At 71.9% G+C, this 17,376-nt stretch carries 17 protein-coding genes; 12 read left to right on the plus strand and 5 right to left on the minus strand.

What is annotated here, in order from left to right; genetic code table 11:
• Positions 1-235 precede the first annotated feature (235 nt).
• Complete coding sequence (locus ACIQIB_RS22805; RefSeq protein WP_363604324.1) at positions 236-769, minus strand: GNAT family protein; 534 nt, start codon at positions 767-769, stop codon at positions 236-238.
• A 380-nt stretch (positions 770-1,149) separates the two neighbouring features.
• On the opposite strand from ACIQIB_RS22805, the gene ACIQIB_RS22810 reads away from it, so the two are divergent.
• Both ACIQIB_RS22810 and ACIQIB_RS22815 read left to right on the plus strand, forming a co-directional pair.
• The gene (locus tag ACIQIB_RS22810; protein WP_400760120.1) at positions 1,150-3,015 is read left to right on the plus strand and encodes a histidine decarboxylase; all 1,866 of its coding nucleotides are present in this window, start codon (positions 1,150-1,152) and stop codon (positions 3,013-3,015) included.
• A 110-nt stretch (positions 3,016-3,125) separates the two neighbouring features.
• Positions 3,126-3,869 (plus strand): pyridoxamine 5'-phosphate oxidase family protein, encoded by a 744-nt coding sequence (locus ACIQIB_RS22815; RefSeq protein ID WP_400760123.1) that lies wholly within the window; start codon positions 3,126-3,128, stop codon positions 3,867-3,869.
• Here ACIQIB_RS22815 and ACIQIB_RS22820 read toward each other — a convergent pair.
• Entirely contained in the window at positions 3,844-4,851 is a 1,008-nt protein-coding gene (locus ACIQIB_RS22820) for a diacylglycerol kinase (RefSeq protein ID WP_400760125.1), read from the minus strand. The genes ACIQIB_RS22815 and ACIQIB_RS22820 overlap by 26 nt on opposite strands.
• The gene (locus tag ACIQIB_RS22825) at positions 4,848-6,470 is read right to left on the minus strand and encodes an FAD-binding oxidoreductase (protein WP_400760127.1); all 1,623 of its coding nucleotides are present in this window, start codon (positions 6,468-6,470) and stop codon (positions 4,848-4,850) included. Before ACIQIB_RS22825 ends, ACIQIB_RS22820 begins: the two co-directional genes overlap by 4 nt.
• A 20-nt stretch (positions 6,471-6,490) precedes the next feature.
• Here ACIQIB_RS22825 and ACIQIB_RS22830 point away from each other — a divergent pair, with 20 nt between their 5' ends.
• Positions 6,491-7,090 carry a TetR/AcrR family transcriptional regulator gene (locus ACIQIB_RS22830; RefSeq protein ID WP_363604331.1) on the plus strand — a complete coding sequence of 200 codons (600 nt, stop codon included), beginning with the start codon at positions 6,491-6,493 and terminating at the stop codon, positions 7,088-7,090.
• Positions 7,087-8,697, plus strand: a complete 1,611-nt coding sequence (locus ACIQIB_RS22835; protein ID WP_400760129.1) for a glycerol-3-phosphate dehydrogenase/oxidase — start codon at positions 7,087-7,089, stop codon at positions 8,695-8,697. Before ACIQIB_RS22830 ends, ACIQIB_RS22835 begins: the two co-directional genes overlap by 4 nt.
• Before the next feature lie 8 nt (positions 8,698-8,705).
• Here ACIQIB_RS22835 and ACIQIB_RS22840 read toward each other — a convergent pair whose 3' ends face one another.
• A complete protein-coding gene (locus tag ACIQIB_RS22840; protein ID WP_363604334.1) occupies positions 8,706-8,999 on the minus strand; it encodes a hypothetical protein in 294 nt (97 codons plus the stop codon).
• A gap of 214 nt (positions 9,000-9,213) precedes the next feature.
• Here ACIQIB_RS22840 and ACIQIB_RS22845 point away from each other — a divergent pair, with 214 nt between their 5' ends.
• Entirely contained in the window at positions 9,214-9,789 is a 576-nt protein-coding gene (locus tag ACIQIB_RS22845; protein WP_363604335.1) for a TerD family protein, read from the plus strand.
• Here ACIQIB_RS22845 and ACIQIB_RS22850 read toward each other — a convergent pair.
• Positions 9,771-11,048 (minus strand): FAD-dependent monooxygenase, encoded by a 1,278-nt coding sequence (locus ACIQIB_RS22850; protein ID WP_400760131.1) that lies wholly within the window; start codon positions 11,046-11,048, stop codon positions 9,771-9,773. The genes ACIQIB_RS22845 and ACIQIB_RS22850 overlap by 19 nt on opposite strands.
• 207 nt (positions 11,049-11,255) lie before the next feature.
• Here ACIQIB_RS22850 and ACIQIB_RS22855 point away from each other — a divergent pair, with 207 nt between their 5' ends.
• The 7 genes from ACIQIB_RS22855 to ACIQIB_RS22885 all read left to right on the plus strand — a co-directional run bounded on the left by ACIQIB_RS22855 (position 11,256) and on the right by ACIQIB_RS22885 (position 17,204).
• Positions 11,256-13,313, plus strand: a complete 2,058-nt coding sequence (locus ACIQIB_RS22855) for an FAD-dependent oxidoreductase (protein ID WP_400760133.1) — start codon at positions 11,256-11,258, stop codon at positions 13,311-13,313.
• A 127-nt stretch (positions 13,314-13,440) separates the two neighbouring features.
• Entirely contained in the window at positions 13,441-13,980 is a 540-nt protein-coding gene (locus tag ACIQIB_RS22860) for a PadR family transcriptional regulator (protein WP_400760136.1), read from the plus strand.
• Between the two features lie 108 nt (positions 13,981-14,088).
• On the plus strand, positions 14,089-14,865 hold the full coding sequence (locus ACIQIB_RS22865) for a hypothetical protein (protein ID WP_400760138.1): 777 nt from the start codon (positions 14,089-14,091) through the stop codon (positions 14,863-14,865).
• 156 nt (positions 14,866-15,021) lie between these two features.
• Positions 15,022-15,441: a hypothetical protein gene (locus tag ACIQIB_RS22870; RefSeq protein ID WP_400760140.1), complete on the plus strand. Its 420-nt coding sequence runs from the start codon at positions 15,022-15,024 to the stop codon at positions 15,439-15,441.
• A 53-nt stretch (positions 15,442-15,494) separates the two neighbouring features.
• Positions 15,495-16,178, plus strand: coding sequence for a hypothetical protein (locus ACIQIB_RS22875; protein WP_400760143.1), 684 nt, complete (start codon positions 15,495-15,497; stop codon positions 16,176-16,178).
• 382 nt (positions 16,179-16,560) lie between these two features.
• Positions 16,561-16,797 carry a hypothetical protein gene (locus ACIQIB_RS22880; RefSeq protein WP_400760145.1) on the plus strand — a complete coding sequence of 79 codons (237 nt, stop codon included), beginning with the start codon at positions 16,561-16,563 and terminating at the stop codon, positions 16,795-16,797.
• Between the two features lie 113 nt (positions 16,798-16,910).
• Positions 16,911-17,204, plus strand: a complete 294-nt coding sequence (locus ACIQIB_RS22885; RefSeq protein WP_400760147.1) for a hypothetical protein — start codon at positions 16,911-16,913, stop codon at positions 17,202-17,204.
• Positions 17,205-17,376: the final 172 nt, after the last annotated feature.

Below are 17,376 nucleotides of genomic sequence, written 5' to 3' on the forward strand. Positions count from 1 at the left end.
TTCGCCGCGTAGATCCAGTCGAAGCCGTCGTAGCCCGTGCAGTCGAGGTGTTTCGCCCGGGTCAGGTCGGCCCGTTCCGCCACGCGTTGGGCCTCTTCAGTCACTCATGCGAGGTTCGTAGAACTGTGTCGGGCGGCCCTGGCGGGTATTCGGTCTACTGGCGACGGGCGAGAGCCGTCAGCGCTTGTCTGACCATTCCCGCCGCGCGCTGATGCGACGCGAATGGTCCGAACATCTAGCGACCGCCCCACTCCTCGGCGAGCAGGCCGAGGATCACCTCGTCGGCGAAGGTGCCGTAGACCCAGGCGTTGCGGCGCAGCGTGCCCTCCAGGGTGAAGCCGGCCTTCGTCGCGGCGCTGATCATCGGGGCGTTGTCCGCCAGCGTCTCCAACTGCAGCCGCTGCAGCCCGCGGACGGCGAAGCCGTACTCGCAGAGCGCCCGGACCACGTCGCCGCCGAGCCCGCGCCCACGGAACGACGGGCGCAGCGAAATGCCCAGGTGGGCCGTCCGGTTGTGCGCGTCGATGCCCCAGAGCAGCGCCTCGCCCGCGAGGTCCCCGGTGGCCAGCTCCTGCACGGAGAAGAAGGCGACGTCGTCGGACGGCTCGCTGACGGCGTACGGGGAGTGTTCGGGGAGCGGTGGGATGGGCCGCCAAGGGCGGGAGTCGGCGCGCGAGCGGGTCGCCACGTCGTTGTACAGCTCGGCGTGGAGTACTGCCACGTCGTCCTCGTGCCGGGCCCGCAGCCCGATCTTTTCACTTGTGATCACCCGGTATTGCTATCGGAAGCCACCTGGCCGCACAACCGGTTTTCGGCGCTCGTCCCCGCCCCGGCGCCGGAAGCCGGCGTGGGTGGTCGGTCGGGGCGCCGCGTGGCGGTCGGCCATTCGCGTGATCGCTCGGCCGTTCGCGTGACTGACCGCCGGGGCCGGTGTGCGCCGCCATCACCGGCCCGGGCGGCGGTGGTTGGGAGGAAACGCCTCCGTCGATCCGGTGGCGGGGCGGCTTGTGGGGCGGCGGGAACGGGGGTTCTGGCGAAGACTCGGTGTGCCGGTGGTCGGCCGTGCTCCCCGTGGGACTCCGCGGGCCGACAGCGCGCTTCGCCCGACGCCACCGCCAACCCCATCTCCCCATCTCTTCAGGATTTGCCATGACGAACGTCCGTACTCGCTCCAAGCTCGCCCCGTTCCCGTTCGGTCCCGACGGCCAGACCTGGGAAAAGGCCCTGTCGGACCAGGGCGTGCACAACGGCAAGGCCGATCTCGTGTCGGCGCCCTTCGAGGACCCGCGCGACGTGTACAAGACGGGGGACCCGGGCCTGAAGTACCAGGATTTCGAACTCCAGATCTCGGGCTTCACGGACAAGCAGCGGAACGAGGCCCTCGCCGCGCTCGAGAAGTACCTGGCCGAGAAGCACAAGCACATGCTGGGTTACCAGTTCACCCAGGACATGAACGGCTACCAGCAGGATCTCGGCCGCTTCCTGGCGAACCACACCAACAACATCGGCGACCCGTTCGTCATCAAGGGCGGCTACCAGGTCAACACCCGGATCGCCGAGCGCGCCGTCCTCGACTACTACGCCGCCCTGTGGCGCGCCACCTGGCCGCACGACCCCGACAATCTTGATTCCTACTGGGGTTACATGCTCTCGATGGGCTCCACCGAGGGGAACATGTACGGGGTGTGGAACGGGCGCGACTACCTCAGTGGCAAGGCGTTGTTCTCCGAGCACGACCCCAAGTCGTCGACCGCCCCGCTGCGGTGGGTCCAGGCGGCCGTTCCCCGGGGGAAGCCCGACACCTACTACCAGCCCGTGGTCTTCTACTCCGAGGACGCCCACTACTCCTTCGCCAAGGCGGTGCGCATCCTCGATGTGGACACCTTCTCCACGCTGGGCGAGCGGCTGTACCAGGGGAAGTGCCCGCTCAAGGGCTCGCAGGGCAAGTGGCCCACCGAGGTGCCCTCCCGCAACGGAGAGTCGGGGACCTCCGCCGACGGTCCGGGCGAGATCGACGTCGACGCGCTCGCGACCCTGGTCGAGTTCTTCGCCGCCGAGGGCCACCCGATCCTGGTCAGCCTCAACTACGGCTCCACCTTCAAGGGCGCGCACGACGACGTCCGGGCCGTGTGCGACCGCCTGCTCCCGATCTTCGAGAAGTACGACCTGATCGAGCGCGACGTACTCTACATGAACGACGCGAAGGGCAACGCCAAGCCCGAGAAGCGGCGGGGCTTCTGGATCCACGTCGACGGGGCGCTCGGCGCCGGGTACGCGCCCTTCCAGCGCATGGCGTTCAAGGACAAGGACCTCGGCTGGACCCCGGACGTGGACCTGCCGGAGTTCGACTTCGGCCTCAAGGCGAAGAGCGCGAAGCACGGCGAGATCGACATGGTCTGTTCCATGTCGCTGAGCGGCCACAAGTGGCCGGGCGCGCCCTGGCCGTGCGGCATTTACATGACCAAGGTCAAGTACCAGATGAAGCCCCCGAGCCAGACCCAGTACATCGGCTCCCCGGACACCACCTTCGCCGGGTCGCGCAACGGCTTCTCGCCGCTGGTGCTCTGGGACCACCTGGCCCGCCACTCGTACAAGGACCAGGTCAAGCGGATCAAGGAGGCCCAGGAGCTCACGGACTACCTGGAGCAGCAGCTCAAGACGCTGGAGAAGGAGGGGGGCCTGGTGCTGTGGACCGCGCGCACCAAGGGCACCCTCGCCGTCCGCTTCCGCCGGCCCAGTGACGAGACGGTGGCCAAGTGGTCGCTCTCCACGCTGACCGTGAAGTACCCGGACCAGAAGAGCGGCGGCCAGATCGACCGCCCCTACGCACACGCCTTCGCGCTGCCGGGCGCCAGCGAGAAGCAGATCGACGAGCTCGTCGCGGACCTCCGCAAGGACCCGGTGCTGACCAAGCCGCCGGCGCTGAAGCCCACCACCCCGCGGCCCATCGCCCAACTCGCCGAAGGGGCCGTCCCGATCGGGCTGGTCCACATCACCGGACGCGGCATGCAGTAGCGGTACGGCCCCGAGCCGCGGACCGGCGGCACGGGGACGTCGGGCGTCGGCCGGACCGGAATCCGGCCGACGCCCGCGGAGCAACGAGTAACCACCAAACAGGAGATGTCATGGAGCTGTCCGCCGCCGGTCTTGCCAAGCACACGCCCCCTTCGAAGGACACGAAGGACATCAGGCAAGTCCTCAAAGAGGGTTTCGTCTGTCACGTCGCGTACATCGACCCCACGTCAACGCCCAACCGCCCACTGGCGGTGCCGATGGTGTACGGGTACAAGGAGGGCAAAGACCCCGAACTCGGAACGCTGTACGTGCACGGCGCGAAGGACCATCCCAAGTACCCCAATCCTTCTCGACTGCATGTCCTGGCGAGCAGAAGCGGGAAGGAGGGGGTGCCCGTCTGCCTGACGGTCACCCTGCTGGACAGCCTGATCATCGGACGCTCGCCGTACCACAACTCCGTGGGCTACCGATCGGTGGTGGTGAAGGGCACCGCGTACGCGATCGAGGAGAAAGAGGTCTGCGACGCGCTGAAGACGCTCGTCGACCACGTCGTCCCGGGCAGCTGGGAAACCGCGCGCAAGCCCAATGAGTACGAGGTTGAAGGGGATTCGAAGAATCCGGACAATTACCCCGGGACCGTGGTCCTGCGCCTCGGCCTGGACACGCCGGCCGAGGTCACGTTCAAAGCCCGTACCGGCGGGCCGAAGAGCGAAGAGAAGGTGGATGTGGACAGCGACTACTGGGCCGGGACGCTCCCGATCACGGAGGTCTACGGACCCCCGAGCCCGGCGAGCAATCTCAAATCCGGTATCAAGACCCCCGACTACCTCACGAAATACTCCCGGAAGGGGTGACGCCCGGGCGCGGCATCGTCGGTGGCGGGGCCGGACGGGGCGTCAGGACGTGCAGGGCGCCCCGGGTGACGGTGACGTCGATCGGGAGCGGGGCGATGAACTCGCCGTCGGCGTAGGCGGTGATGCCGGGGGACTCGACGCGTACCGATGCGGTGCGGTGGGTGGTGACCTCCGGGTGGTGGACGTGGGTGCCCTTGAAGATGCTGGGGAAGAAGCGGGCGATCCGCAGCCGGGGCATGGCCGCGACCAGGGTGAGGTCGAGGAGGCCGTCGGTGTGGTCGGCGGCCGGGCAGATGATCATGCCGCCGCCGTAGCTGCGGGTGTTGCCGATGGCGGCCAGGGTGAGATCGCGTTCGATGACGGTGCCGTCGGCGAGGGTGAGGCGGAACGGCAGCGGGCGCAGGTTGGCGAACTCGGCGAGGATGGCGAGGTTGTAGCGCATCCGGCCGCGCGGCCGTCGCAGGCGGTTGGCGCGGTCGCTGACCAGCGAGTCGAACCCGGTGGCGAGGACGGAGCCGAACCACCGGGACGCCCCGTCGGCGCCGGTGATCCGGCCGAGGTCCACGGCCGTGGTGTGCCCGCCGGCTATCACCTCGGCGGCGGCCTCGGGGGAGCGGCGCGGGAGACCGTACTCGCGGGCGTGGTCGTTGCCGGTGCCCGCCGGGACGATGCCGAGCGGGACGGCGGTGCCGGCCACCGCCTGGAGGGCGAGGTTGACCATGCCGTCGCCGCCGACCACCACCACCGCGTCGTAGCCGTCCGCCACGGCCTGCCGGGCGAGACGGCGGGTGTCGTCCGCCGAACCGCCCGCCAGGGAGGCCGTGTCGACGCCGAGCGCGCGCAGCCGGGCGGTGGCGCGGCGGGCGGCGGGTTCGGCGTGACCGGCGCCCGCCGCCGGGTTGGTGAGCACGGCCACCCGGCCGATCCGTCCGGGGCCGTCGGCGTGACCCGGCTCCTTGACGGGACCCCCCGGCCTGGTCATGGGATCAGCTTGCCGGGGTTGAGGATGCCCACCGGGTCGACGGCGGCCTTGACCGCGTGCAGGATCCGGACGCCCAACTCGCCGATCTCGTCGGCCATCCAGGGCCGGTGGTCGGCGCCGACGGCATGGTGGTGGGTGATGGTGGCGCCGGCCGCCGCGACGGCGTCCCCGGTGGCGCGCTTGGCGGCGGCCCACTGGGCGAGCGGGTCCGGGCCCTGCGCCGCGACCACGGTGAAGTAGAGCGAGGCGCCGGTCGGGTAGACGTGCGAGATGTGGCAGAGCACGAGGGAGCCGGGGAGCGCGGTGGTCAGCGCCGACGTCACCGCGGCCCGGAGGGCGGGCAGGCGGCGCCAGTCGGTGGCGGTCTCCAGGGTCTCGCAGAGGGCGCCCGCGCCGAGCAGCGAGTCGCGCAGATAGGGCGCGTTGAAGCGGCCGTGCTCCCACGCCCTGGCCGGTGCCTCGCCGAGCGAGGTGCCGCCGGCGGCCAGCAGGACGGCCCGGGTGAGCCGGTGGCGGGCGGTGACCTGCTCGGCGTCGCCCTCGAAGACCGTCACCGCCAGGCAGCCGCTCACGGCCGGTTCCCCGCCGATCTGCTCGGTCATCGCCAGGTTGACCGCCGTCTCGGCCTCGTCGGAGAGCCGGATCACGGTCGGGCCGGTGCCCCGCTGCTCGACCGCGCGCAGCGCGTCCGCGCCGGTCGTGAAGTCCGGGAAGTTCCAGGCCTCGTAGGCCTTCACGGCCGGGACGGGGTGCACCCGCACCCGGACGGCGGTGATCACGCCGAGGGTGCCCTCCGAGCCGAGGAACAGCTCGCGCAGGTCAGGGCCGGCCGCCGAGGCGGGGGCGCGGCCGAGGTCCAGGACCCCGGCCGGGGTGACGACGCGCAGGCCGCGCACCATCTCGTCGAAGCGCCCGTACCCGGCGGAGTCCTGGCCGGAGGAGCGGGTGGCCGCGAAGCCGCCGATGGTGGCGAAGCGGAAACTCTGCGGGTAGTGGCCGAGTTCGAAGCCGCGCTCGGCCAGCAGCGCCTCTGCCGCCGGGCCGGTGAGACCGGCGCCGAGGACGGCCTCGCCGGAGATCGCGTCCAGGTCGAGCAGCCGGTCGAAGCGGCGCAGGTCGAGCGAGACGACGGCGGTGAAGCCCCCGCGCTCGGGGTCGAGGCCGCCGACCACGCTCGTCCCGCCGCCGAACGGCACCACGGCGATGCGGCGTTCGGCGCAGAGCGCGAGGACGGCCGCGATCTCGTCCTCGCTCCCGGGCAGCACGACGGCGTCGGGCGCGTCCTGCGGGGCGCGGCTGCGGCGGCGCAGCAGGTCGGGGGTGGACTTGCCGCCGGCCCGGGGGAGCCGGTCGGCGTCGGCGGCGCTGAGGTGCGCCTCGCCGACGACGGCGGCGAGCGCCTTCAGGTCCGCCTCCGCCAGCAGCGAGGGGCGCAGCACGACCTCGGCGGCGGTGGGCCCGGGGCCCGCGTCGCCGGTCACGCCGAGGGCGGCGGCCAGCAGGGCCTTGATGTCGGCGGGCAGTTCCCTGGCGAGGGCCGGATCGCCCCAGGCGTCCCACTTCATCGGGGGGAGCGGAAGCGCGGCGCCGGCCGGTCCCGCTTGCGTCTCAGATGCCATGCGTTACAGTTTCACACATCATGTCAAGTAGTAACGCTGAGCAGCCAGGGGTGTCCGAAGCCCGCAGCACCGACGACGCGATCCTCGACGCCGCCGCCGACCTGATCGTCCATCTCGGCGTGCGCCGAACACAGTTGGCCGAGATCGCCCGCCGGGCCGGGGTCAGCCGGCCGACCGTCTACCGGCGCTGGCCGGACGTCCGCGCCGTCATCGGAGCGTTGCTCACCCGCGAGATCCGCGCCACCCAGGCCACCGTGGCGCTCACCGGGGAGGACCGCGCGGCCTTCGTCGACGGGGTCGTCGAGGTCGCCGTCCGGCTGCGCGACCACCCGGTGCTCGGCGCGCTGCTGCGCTCGGCCGACTCCGACACGCTCTTCGAGTACGTCGTCGAACGGCTCGGCACCAGCCAGCGCGGCCTGCTCGAAGCGCTCCGCGCCGGTATCGAGCAGGGGCAGGCGCACGGGTCGATCCGGGCCGGCGAGCCCGTCGAACTGGCCGCCATGGTGCTGCTGATCGCCCAGTCCACCGTCCAGTCGCACCGCATGGTCGCCCAGTTGCTGCCCGAGGCGGCGTGGCGGCGCGAACTGGCCAGAGCACTGAACGGATACCTCGCGCCATGACCCCGAACGCCCGGCCGCCCGCCCAGCGTTACGCCGGCCCGACCGCCGGGCCCTTCGCGGGTACGACCCGGCTCAACGCCCGCCGCCGCACGGTGGAGCTCGAAGCGCTCGCCGGGCGCCCGGCCGTCGACCTGCTGGTCATCGGCGGCGGCGTGACCGGCGCCGGGGTCGCCCTGGACGCCGCCGCGCGCGGGCTGCGCACCGTCCTCGTCGAGGCGCGCGACCTCGCCTTCGGCACCAGCCGGTGGAGCTCCAAGCTGGTCCACGGCGGCCTGCGCTACCTCGCCTCCGGCCGGCTCGGCGTGGCCCGGGAGAGCGCCGCCGAACGCGGCGTCCTGATGACCCGAACCGCCCCGCACCTCGTCCGCCCGCTGCCCCAACTGGTGCCGTTGCTCCCGGGGTTGATGCGCCCCGGGCAGGCCGCGCTGGTGCGGGCCGGCTTCCTCGCCGGGGACGCGCTGCGCCTCGGTGCCGGTACGCCGGGCACGTTGCTGCCCCGGGTGCGCCGCGTCGACGCGGACCGGGCGCGCCGGCTGGTGCCCGGCCTCAGGGCGGCGGGCCTGGCCGGCGCCCTGGTCGCGCACGACGGCCAACTGATCGACGACGCCCGGCTGGTGGTGGCGCTGGCCCGGACCGCCGCGCAGTACGGCGCCACCGTGCTCACCCGGGTGCGGGCGGGCGCCGTCACCGGCACCTCGGCCCGGCTCACCGACGCGCTCACCGGGCAGTCGTTCACCGTCACCGCCGGTGCCGTCGTCAACGCCACCGGCGTCTGGGCGGGCGAGGTGGACCCGTCGATCCGGCTGCGGCCCAGCCGGGGCACCCATCTGCTGTTCGACGCCGAGGCCCTCGGCCACCCGACCGCCGCACTCACCGTGCCCGTCCCCGGCTCCACCAGCCGGTTCGTCTTCGCGCTGCCGCAGCAGCTCGGCCGGGTGGCGGTCGGGCTGACCGACGAGGACGCGCCCGGGCCGATCCCGGACGAGCCGGTGCCGACCGACGCCGAGACCGGCTTCCTCCTGGACACCGTCAACGCGGCCCTGCACACCGCGCTGACCAGGGCGGACGTACGCGGCGCCTACGCCGGACTGCGGCCGCTGCTGGACACCGGCGGCGGTGGCACCGCCGACCTCTCGCGGGAGCACGCGGTGCTGGAGTCCCCGTCCGGGGTGATCACCGTGGTCGGCGGCAAGCTCACCACCTACCGGCGGATGGCCGAGGACGCCGTGGACACCGCCGTCCGGCTGCGCGGGCTGTCCGCCCGCGCCTGCTGGACGGCCCGGCTGCCGCTGGTCGGCGCCCCCGGGCACCGGGGCGGCCACCCGCTGCCGGTGGACGGCGCGCCCGCCTCGCTGCTCGCCCGGTACGGCGGCGAGGCCCGGTCCGTCCTGGCGGTCGCCGAGGCGCGGCCGGGTGCCGCGTGTGCCCCGATCGCCGAGGGCATCGACGTCACCCGCGCGGAGATCGCGTACGCCGTGACGCACGAGGGCGCGCTGGACGTCTCCGACGTGCTCGACCGCCGGACCAGGATCGGTCTGGTCGCCGAGGACGCCGAGCGCGCCCGCCCGGCCGTCGAGGAGATTCTGGCGGACCGTCAGGCGGGTTGACGGCGCCGTCAGCGCTCCACGTGCTCGGCCATCGGCCGCACCGTCCCGCCCAGTTCCAGGACGCAGGCCAGCGGATGCCCGGCCACACCCGTGCGCTCCAGGCGCACCGAGAGCGGCAGCGGCGGCTCCTCCGCCAGCTGGGCGGCCAGCGTGAGCGGGTAGACGCCGTGCCCGTGGACGCGGTGGAAGGCGCACTCCTTGCCGTCCACCAGGACTTCCGTCTCGGTGATCCACCCGGAGCGGACGTTCACGGTGACGGAGTGGCCGGCCTGGTCGAGGTGGAAGCTGTGCCGCTGGCGCATGGGGACCTCCCGCGCGGGGGCCTGGACGGGCGTACCGCCCGCACGGTCAGTGTAGGTCGGCCGCCGCCGCGGGGCCGGGCGGGAGGACGGGTGAGGGGGCGGGGGAGTGAGTGAGCGCGGGGTGGCCGGCGGACGCCACCGTCTGCGGGTGGATTCTCGTGATCTCTACAGTGTTGTAGATTCATCGAAAGGGAGAGCAACCGAGGAGGGCATCGTGGGAGTTTCGCTGGCCAAGGGTGGCAACGTCTCGCTGAGCAAGGAGGCGCCGGGCCTGACCGCCGTCATCATCGGTCTCGGCTGGGACGTGCGCACCACGACCGGGGCCGACTACGACCTGGACGCGAGCGCGTTGCTCTGCAGCGCGCTCGGCAAGGTGGTCTCGGACCAGCACTTCGTCTTCTTCAACAACCTGCGCAGCCCCGACGGCTCGGTCGAGCACAGCGGCGACAACCTGACCGGTGGCGGCGACGGCGACGACGAGCAGATCAAGGTCAACCTGGCCACCGTCCCGGCGGACGTGGCCAAGGTGGTCTTCCCGGTGTCGATCTACGACGCCGACGCGCGGCTGCAGAGCTTCGGCCAGGTCCGCAACGCGTTCATCCGCGTGGTCAACCAGGCCAACGGGCAGGAGATCGCCCGTTACGACCTGACCGAGGACGCCTCGACCGAGACCGCGATGGTCTTCGGCGAGCTGTACCGCAACGGCACCGAGTGGAAGTTCCGCGCCATCGGCCAGGGCTACGCGTCCGGCCTGCGGGGCATCGCGACCGACTACGGCGTCAACGTCTGAGCCGCTGAGGCGTTCTGACGGGGTTTCGGCGGCTGCCCGAGCGCGTGGCCGCCGAACCCGCCGGTGCCGGCGAGCTGGTGCCGCCACCATGCGGTCATCGCGGCCTCGTCCATGGTCGCCCAGTCCGGCGCCGCGGTGACCTGCGCCTGCCCGAGGCGGCGGCCGATCTCCACCAACTCCTGCCCGGCGGCTCCGCGTTCGCGGTCGTACGTGGAGAGCAGGCCGGTCCAGCCGTCCGCCGCCCGCCAGGCGTCCTCGAAGGCGCAGGCGTCCTGGACGGCCTTGACGGCGCCGCTGGTGTTGTGCGGGCGGACCACGGTGGCCGCGTCCCCGGCCAGCAGCAGCCGGCCGGCGGTGCGGCGCGGGGTCGCCAGGTCGTAGATCGGCTGGAGGAAGGTCCGTTCGCGCGGGGTCAGGCCGATCACCCCGGCCCAGTAGGCCGGCAGGTGCCGCTCGGCGAGCTGCGCCAGCTCGTCGAGCCGTGCCGGGGTGAGCGTGCCGGCCGGGATGCTGGTCGGGCCGTCCAGCGGGAGCCAGTGCGGCGTGGGGGCGTAGAACACCCAGTTGACCTGGGTGGAGCCGGGCGTCAGGCCCGGGATGCGGTAGAGCACCACCTGGCCGCCGCGGTAGCAGACGGTGATGACCTCGTTCTCCGGCCAGAGCGCCGGGCCGCCCGGCAGCTCCTCCAGCAGTTCGGAGCCGAAGCTGCCGCGCCAGCAGACGTAGCCGGCGTAGTCGGGGCTCGCCTCGGGGCAGACGGCCTCGCGGACCACCGACCGGTAGCCGTCGGCGCCGATCACCAGGTCGTGCCGCTCCCGTTCGTTGTCCGGGCCCGCCACCCAGGCGTGTTCGTCGTCGCCGCCCACGCCCGTGACCGTCGCGTCCAGCCGGAAGGCCACGGTGTCGGGAGTGCGCTCGCGCAGCGCCTGCCAGAGCACGCCCCAGTGGTAGGAGTGGAACGGCATCGCCTGCGCCCAGAGCCGCCGCCCGCGCGGGTCGGCGCCGCCGTCCCGGCCCTCGCGGGTCACCCAGTGCCGGGTGGTGATCCGGTGGCGGCGGATGCCGTCGTCGAGGTGGCCGGCGCGGACCAGTTCGGCGTAGCGGTCGTCGTGGACGCAGAGCCCGACGCCGCGGTCCTCCAGCCGGCCGGGGCTGCGCTCCAGCACCACCACGCGATCCGCGCCGCCGCGGGCGGCCGCCCGCGCGAACGCGCACCCCGCGATGCTGCCGCCGACCACGGCTATCGATCGGTCTCGCATGGCCGTTCCCTCCCCGAAGAGCTGCGAAGACTTCACTTCGATACGACAATACGCACACCGTGGCCTGGGCTGGTGGGCAGTTGGCGAATTTCGGGCGGGGGCGGGTGGGGCGAGCGCCGGAGTCTTATGCAACTTGTTGCATAGCGGCCGGACCTTCCCCTACCGTGTGGTAACAACGAGCCGCCGCACGCCGCACAGGAGACGTCGATGAGCGCCACCGCCCAGCAGCCCCAGGTGTCCCCCGCGCCCTACCCCCACCTCCTCAGCCCGCTCGACCTCGGCTTCACCACCCTCCCCAACCGCGTGATCATGGGCTCGATGCACGTCGGCCTGGAGGAGGCCCCCGGCGGCTTCGACCGGATGGCCGCCTTCTACGCCGAACGCGCCCGCGGCGGCGTCGGCCTGATCGTCACCGGCGGCATCGCCCCCAACGAGGCCGGCCGCCCCTGGGAGGGCGGCGCCATGCTCACCACCGAGGCGGAGGCCGCCCGGCACCGCGTCGTCACCGACGCCGTCCACGCCGCCGGCGGCCGGATCGCGCTGCAGATCCTGCACTTCGGCCGCTACGCCTACCACCCGGACCTGGTCGCCCCCAGCGCCCTCCAGGCCCCGATCAGCCCGTACCCGCCGCACGCGCTCACCGCCGAACAGGTCGAGCGGACCATCGAGGACTTCGTCCGCTGCGCCGCCCTCGCCCGGGCCGCCGGGTACGACGGCGTGGAGATCATGGGCTCCGAGGGCTACCTGATCAACGAGTTCATCGCCGCCGCCACCAACCACCGCGAGGACGAGTGGGGCGGCCCCTACGAGCGGCGGATGCGCTTCCCGGTCGAGATCGTCCGCCGGGTCCGCGAGCGGGTCGGCCCCGACTTCATCCTGATCTACCGCCTCTCCATGCTCGACCTGATCCCCGGCGGCTCCACCCTGGCCGAGGTCGTCCGGCTCGCGCAGGCCGTCGAGGCCGCCGGCGCGACCGTCATCAACACCGGCATCGGCTGGCACGAGGCCCGGATCCCCACCATCGCCACCTCGGTGCCGCGCGGCGGGTACGCCTGGGTGACGAAGAAGGTGATGGGCTCGGTGAACGTGCCGCTGGTCGCCACCAACCGCATCAACACCCCGGAACTGGCGGAGCGGTTGCTCGCCGAGGGCAGTGCCGACCTGGTGTCGCTGGCCCGGCCGCTGCTCGCCGACGCCGACTTCGTCGCCAAGGCCCGGGCCGACCGGTCCGCCGCCATCAACACCTGCATCGGCTGCAACCAGGCCTGCCTGGACCACACCTTCAGCGGCCGGATCACCTCCTGCCTGGTCAACCCGCGCGCCTGCCACGAGACCGAACTCGTGCCGGGACCGACCAGGCGGCGCAAGCGGATCGGCGTCGTCGGCGCCGGACCGGCCGGCCTCGCGTTCATCGTCTCGGCCGCCGAACGCGGCCACACCGTCACCCTCTTCGACGCCGCCGAGACGATCGGCGGGCAGCTGAACATCGCCCGGCGCGTGCCCGGCAAGGAGGAGTTCGACGAGACGCTGCGCTACTACCGCACCAGGCTGGCCGAGTTGGGCGTCGAGCAGCGGCTCGGCGCGCTGGTGGACGCGGAGCGGCTCGCCGCCGAGGGCTTCGACGAGATCGTCCTCGCCACCGGCGTCACCCCGCGAACCCCCGCCGAAATCCCCGGAGTCGACCACCCCAGCGTCCTCGGCTACCTGGACGTGCTGCGGGACGGCGCGCCCGTCGGCGAGCGGGTCGCCGTCCTCGGCGCGGGCGGGATCGGCTTCGACGTCGCCGCCTACCTCACCGACCAGGGCGACGGGGCCAGCCTCAACCCGGCAGTCTTCCAGCGCAATTGGGGCATCGACCCCGAGTACCGCGAGCGCGGCGGCCTGCGCCGGCCCGAGCGGCCCACGCCCCCGCGCAGCGTCCACCTGCTGCAACGCAAGACCACCAAGGTCGGCGCAGGCCTCGGCAAGACCACCGGCTGGATCCACCGCACCGAGCTGAGGCGCCGCGGCGTCACCATGGTCGCCGGGGTGACCTACGAGTTGATCGACGATGCCGGCCTGCACCTCGTTGTGGACGGCGAGCGAAAGCTGCTGCCCGTCGACACCGTCGTCCTCTGCACCGGCCAGGAGCCGCGCCGCGAACTGGACGCCGCCCTGCGCGCCCTCGGCCTCACCCCGCACCTGATCGGCGGCGCCGACGTGGCCGCCGAACTGGACGCCAAGCGGGCCATCCGGCAGGGCACCGAACTGGCCGCGGCGATCTGAGCCGGCTCGCGACCGGAGCCGGCTCACGGCCGGGCCTTCCCGGGACCGGACTCTCCGGGAGGCCCTGACTCTCCCGGAGGCCCGGGCCTGTCGAGGGCCCGGGCCGGCCCGTCCTAGGATCGGCCGCATGTCCCTGCCGCACGCCATCCTCACCGCCCTGCTGGAGAAGCCGTCCTCCGGGCTGGAGCTGACCAGGCGGTTCGACAAGTCGATCGGCTTCTTCTGGTCCGCCACCCACCAGCAGATCTACCGCGAACTGGGCCGGCTGGAGACGTCCGGCCTGATCCGGGCCCTCCCGCAGGCCGGCCCGGTGCGCGGGCAGAAGAAGGAGTACGAGGTGCTGCCCGCCGGTCGCGCCGAACTGGCCCGCTGGACGGCCGACGGCGGCGAGCCCAAGGCCGTCCGCGAACCGCTGCTGCTGCGTCTGCGTGCGGCGGCGGCGGTCGGAGCGACCGGCCTGGACGCCGAGCTGACCCGCCATCTCGCGGAGCACCGAGCGCAGTTGGCCGACTACCAGGAGATCGAGCGACGGGACTTCCCGGCCGAGAAGGCCGCGGACGAGAACCGGCTCCAGCACGCCGTGCTGCGGGCCGGGATCGGCCTGGAGACCTTCTGGGTGGAATGGCTCACCGAGACCCTCGCAACCCTCCCTCCGGAGCGGCCCTGACCTGCGGCACCGTCGCCCCGGCGGGCGGCGGACCGGGCCCGGTGGGAGACTGGGCGCCTGTCCCTGCCCGAACTCTCGACCGGGGGCCGTATGTCTCGTATACCGCGCATGTCCCAGCCGAGGCCTCTCCTCGCCCTCGCCGCCGCGGCCGTCGCCACGGTGGTCGCCCTGGGCACCGCCGACATCGCCGCCGGGGCCGCCGTCCGGCCGGGCCCGGCGGCCGGCCCGCTCCGGCCCCCTGCCGCCGCCCCGGCCGACGGTCTGCCCACCGCGGACCAGTTGAAGGCCGCGCTGCTCACCGCCGCCGAACTGGGCCCGGACTTCACCGAAGCGCCGGCCGCTGCGAGCCCCTCGCCGGGCAGTGCCCCGGCCCCGGCCGGCGGCTGCACCGGGCTGACCGCCCTGCTGAACCGGCACAACACCCGGCTGTCGCCCCAAGCCGTCCACCAGGAGACCGAGTTGGACGGTCCCGGCTCGAACCCGATGGTGACCGAGGCCCTCACCGCCGAGGATCCCGCCGGGCTCACCGCCGATCTCGCCGCCGCCACCGACGCGTTCACCAACTGCCACAGCCTGACCTTCGGAGCCGGCACCGACCAGGCCGTGACCTTCACCGTCACCCCCCTCGTCCTCGGCGACCGCCCGGGCACGCCCGCCGTCCGCCTCGACGGCACCCTCTCCGGCGTGCGGCTCAACGGCTGTCTCGGCATCGAGCGCTTCGGTTCCGTCGGCCTCTTCTACGGCTTCTTCCAACGCGACAGCGACTCCCCCCAACTCGCCTCCCTCTACTACCGCGCCGCCGTCGCCAAGGCCGAACGCACCCTGGGCACCCCGGCCGGCGGCGCCGCCTCCCCGGCCGCCACGACGGTGGTCTTCAGCGGCTGAGCACGACGGCCGCCGCCCGCCCGGCCCTCCTCGGCCCGCCGCCGCGACGGCCGGTGCGGGTGCCCCCGGTGATGGAACCGTTCGGCCGGCTGCCGCGTCCAGATCTCAGAGACCGGTCGCCCTCGTGCGCCAGGACAGCTTGCCGGGAGACGCGTCATGAGTTCTGCGAGAAGCCGGGCGGCGGGTTGGGCGTTCGCCGTCGCGGCCGGCGTGGCGGGGATCGTGGCGACGGTGGCGGCCCCGTTCGGCGCCCTGTCCGAGGGCTTGTCGGCGGACCGCGATTCCGTCCTCGGCGGCCGGGTCGAGATCGGCCTCGTCGGCACCGCCCACCCGGGCGGCTTCGGGGAGTTCGGGACGTCCTCGCTCGTGCTGCCGACGTTCGACTCCGTCGCCGACGCACTGCGGGCGGAGGCCGCCCGCCTGGCGGGGAACGGCTGGCAGCTGCCCACCCCGACCGCGAGCGCGACCGTCTCGATCGTCAGCCCCGGCGGCACCGGCGCGGCCACCATCGAACTCGCGGACGGCGCCCTCGGCATCTCCACCGACGACCGGACCGTCAGGTCGGCTCACGAGTGACCGGAAGACGCCCGGCGAAGCCGACCATGGCCGCCGATAGGGGGGAAAGTCTGATGAATGACGCATCGACAGTTCGGTATGCCGTCCGTGCCGGCCTTGTTGCCCTGTTGATCGGGGCAAGTGCGTGCAGCGGTTCGCATGGCGGCGCCGAAGGCGCGACGACCGCCCCAGCCGCTCCGGAGACCTCGGCGGGACGGCCCTTGGCCGGTGACACAGTCCGGCCGACGTTCCCGGAGTCGACCAGACGACGAGTGCTGGAATCGGCGGCGGAGGAGGGAAAGGCTCCGGGCGATGGTGGGGTCACCGTGATGGAGTACGACGGTGGGCATGATCCGTCGCTTATCTGGCAGACGGCGAGCAGCGGCGACATCTGCGTCGCCGAGGTCGACGGTGGGGAGACCGGGTGCTCGAAAGCCGCAGAGATCGAGAAGCGGCCCACCCCGGGGGTCGGAACAATGCTGCGCTTTAGGCTGGTCGACAGCCAGGGGCGTCAGGCATGGACGGTCCTTCTCATCGCCGCCGGCGAGTCCGTCGAGAAGATCTCCTGCCGGCAGCAGGACTTCCCGGTGCGGAAGGCGTTCACGGCATCGGTCGGTGGTGTCCTGCGAACCGTCTACACCACTGTGGTGCCACGCGATCTCCCGGGCGACTACCGGGTCGATGTCCGGCGGGACGGACAGCCGTTGGCGGACCACGTGGTGATCAACCCGGAACAGGTCGCAGCTGTTCAGTGCTGAGCGTCGTCCTGGTCGCCTCGAACGCAGTGAGGGAAACGGGGGTAACGTCAGCGGGTCGGTGGGACTCGGCCCGGACGTCTTCGGAAGCTGCGGAAAGTTATTCGGCTCAACGAATCCGCGCGGAAACTCGGTCGACACCATCGACGGCGGTGCTGGTTGGGGAATGGGTGTCGGTGCTGGTGCCGGGTTCGGCAACGCCTGGATCGGAAAGCTGTTCACGTGGTGAGCCGTGAGCGCCAACAGAAGTGACATGTCTACATGTAGTCGATCTGATCAGACCCTCTCGTCGACGATAGGGCGACGCCGCGGGCGAGACTCAAGAGGTTGCTCGCGAGCCCTGCCGCTCGAACCTTCATCACTTCACTTGGCGTTGGGGATGGAAATGGCTGAGTTCATTATGGCAGTTCCCTGGTTCATTATTTTCGGCGGCGGCGGTATCCTTGTCGCGTGCGACTTCAGATGGTTGGCGGAGAAGGTTTTTAACCTCATCGACCGCTATTCAATCGCCAGCCCCGGGGAGGCTACGCCGAGAACGATCCGCATCGTTGATGCTATATTTGTGGCGATTTCCGTGTTCGGGGTCTTCGTCATCGCGCTGTCCCACGCGCAGGGGAACTGATGCGACAGTTTAGATGAGCTGGGAATCCTTCACCTTGTGGGCGGTTTCTTGTTCTTTGCGTTCGGTATTACTGCCCTTGTGATCAGGATCTTTTAGATTCGATCGTCGGGGGGATGGCGCGGTCTTCGGCGGTGAAGAGGGGTGCGCTGGCCGGTATCTCTGTATGCTGCGTCTTTGCGGGGATGTTGTCGGGAGTTCTCATGGATGTCGCGTTTTTTCTGATTCCCTTGCTCCTGGGCATAGCCATTGTCACGGACTTCCGGGAATGCAGCAAGCTCTTCATGCAACCAAGTAGGAGGTCTGCGAAGGAGGGGCCCGCCGGCGTTCACCTGCTCGCGGGGTGGGTCTTCATCGTGCTGTCGGCCGTTCCTCTTCTGTCGGCGCTGATCAGGTTCCTCGTGGGCTGATCGAACGTCAACCACAACAGTTGAGGCTCTGTCCACTCCCTGGAGTGGACAGAGCCTCAACTGCTTGTCGAGGTGGATCGCGGTGTGACGGGGGTGGTCTCGACAGGAACGTCTGGCGTGGGGCCCTCTGGGCTCCATGCCGGACGTTCCTGTTGGGTTCTCCTGTCGTGGC

The sequence above is a fragment of the Kitasatospora sp. NPDC092286 genome, from assembly GCF_044755565.1.
In the GTDB taxonomy this organism is placed as follows: domain Bacteria; phylum Actinomycetota; class Actinomycetes; order Streptomycetales; family Streptomycetaceae; genus Kitasatospora.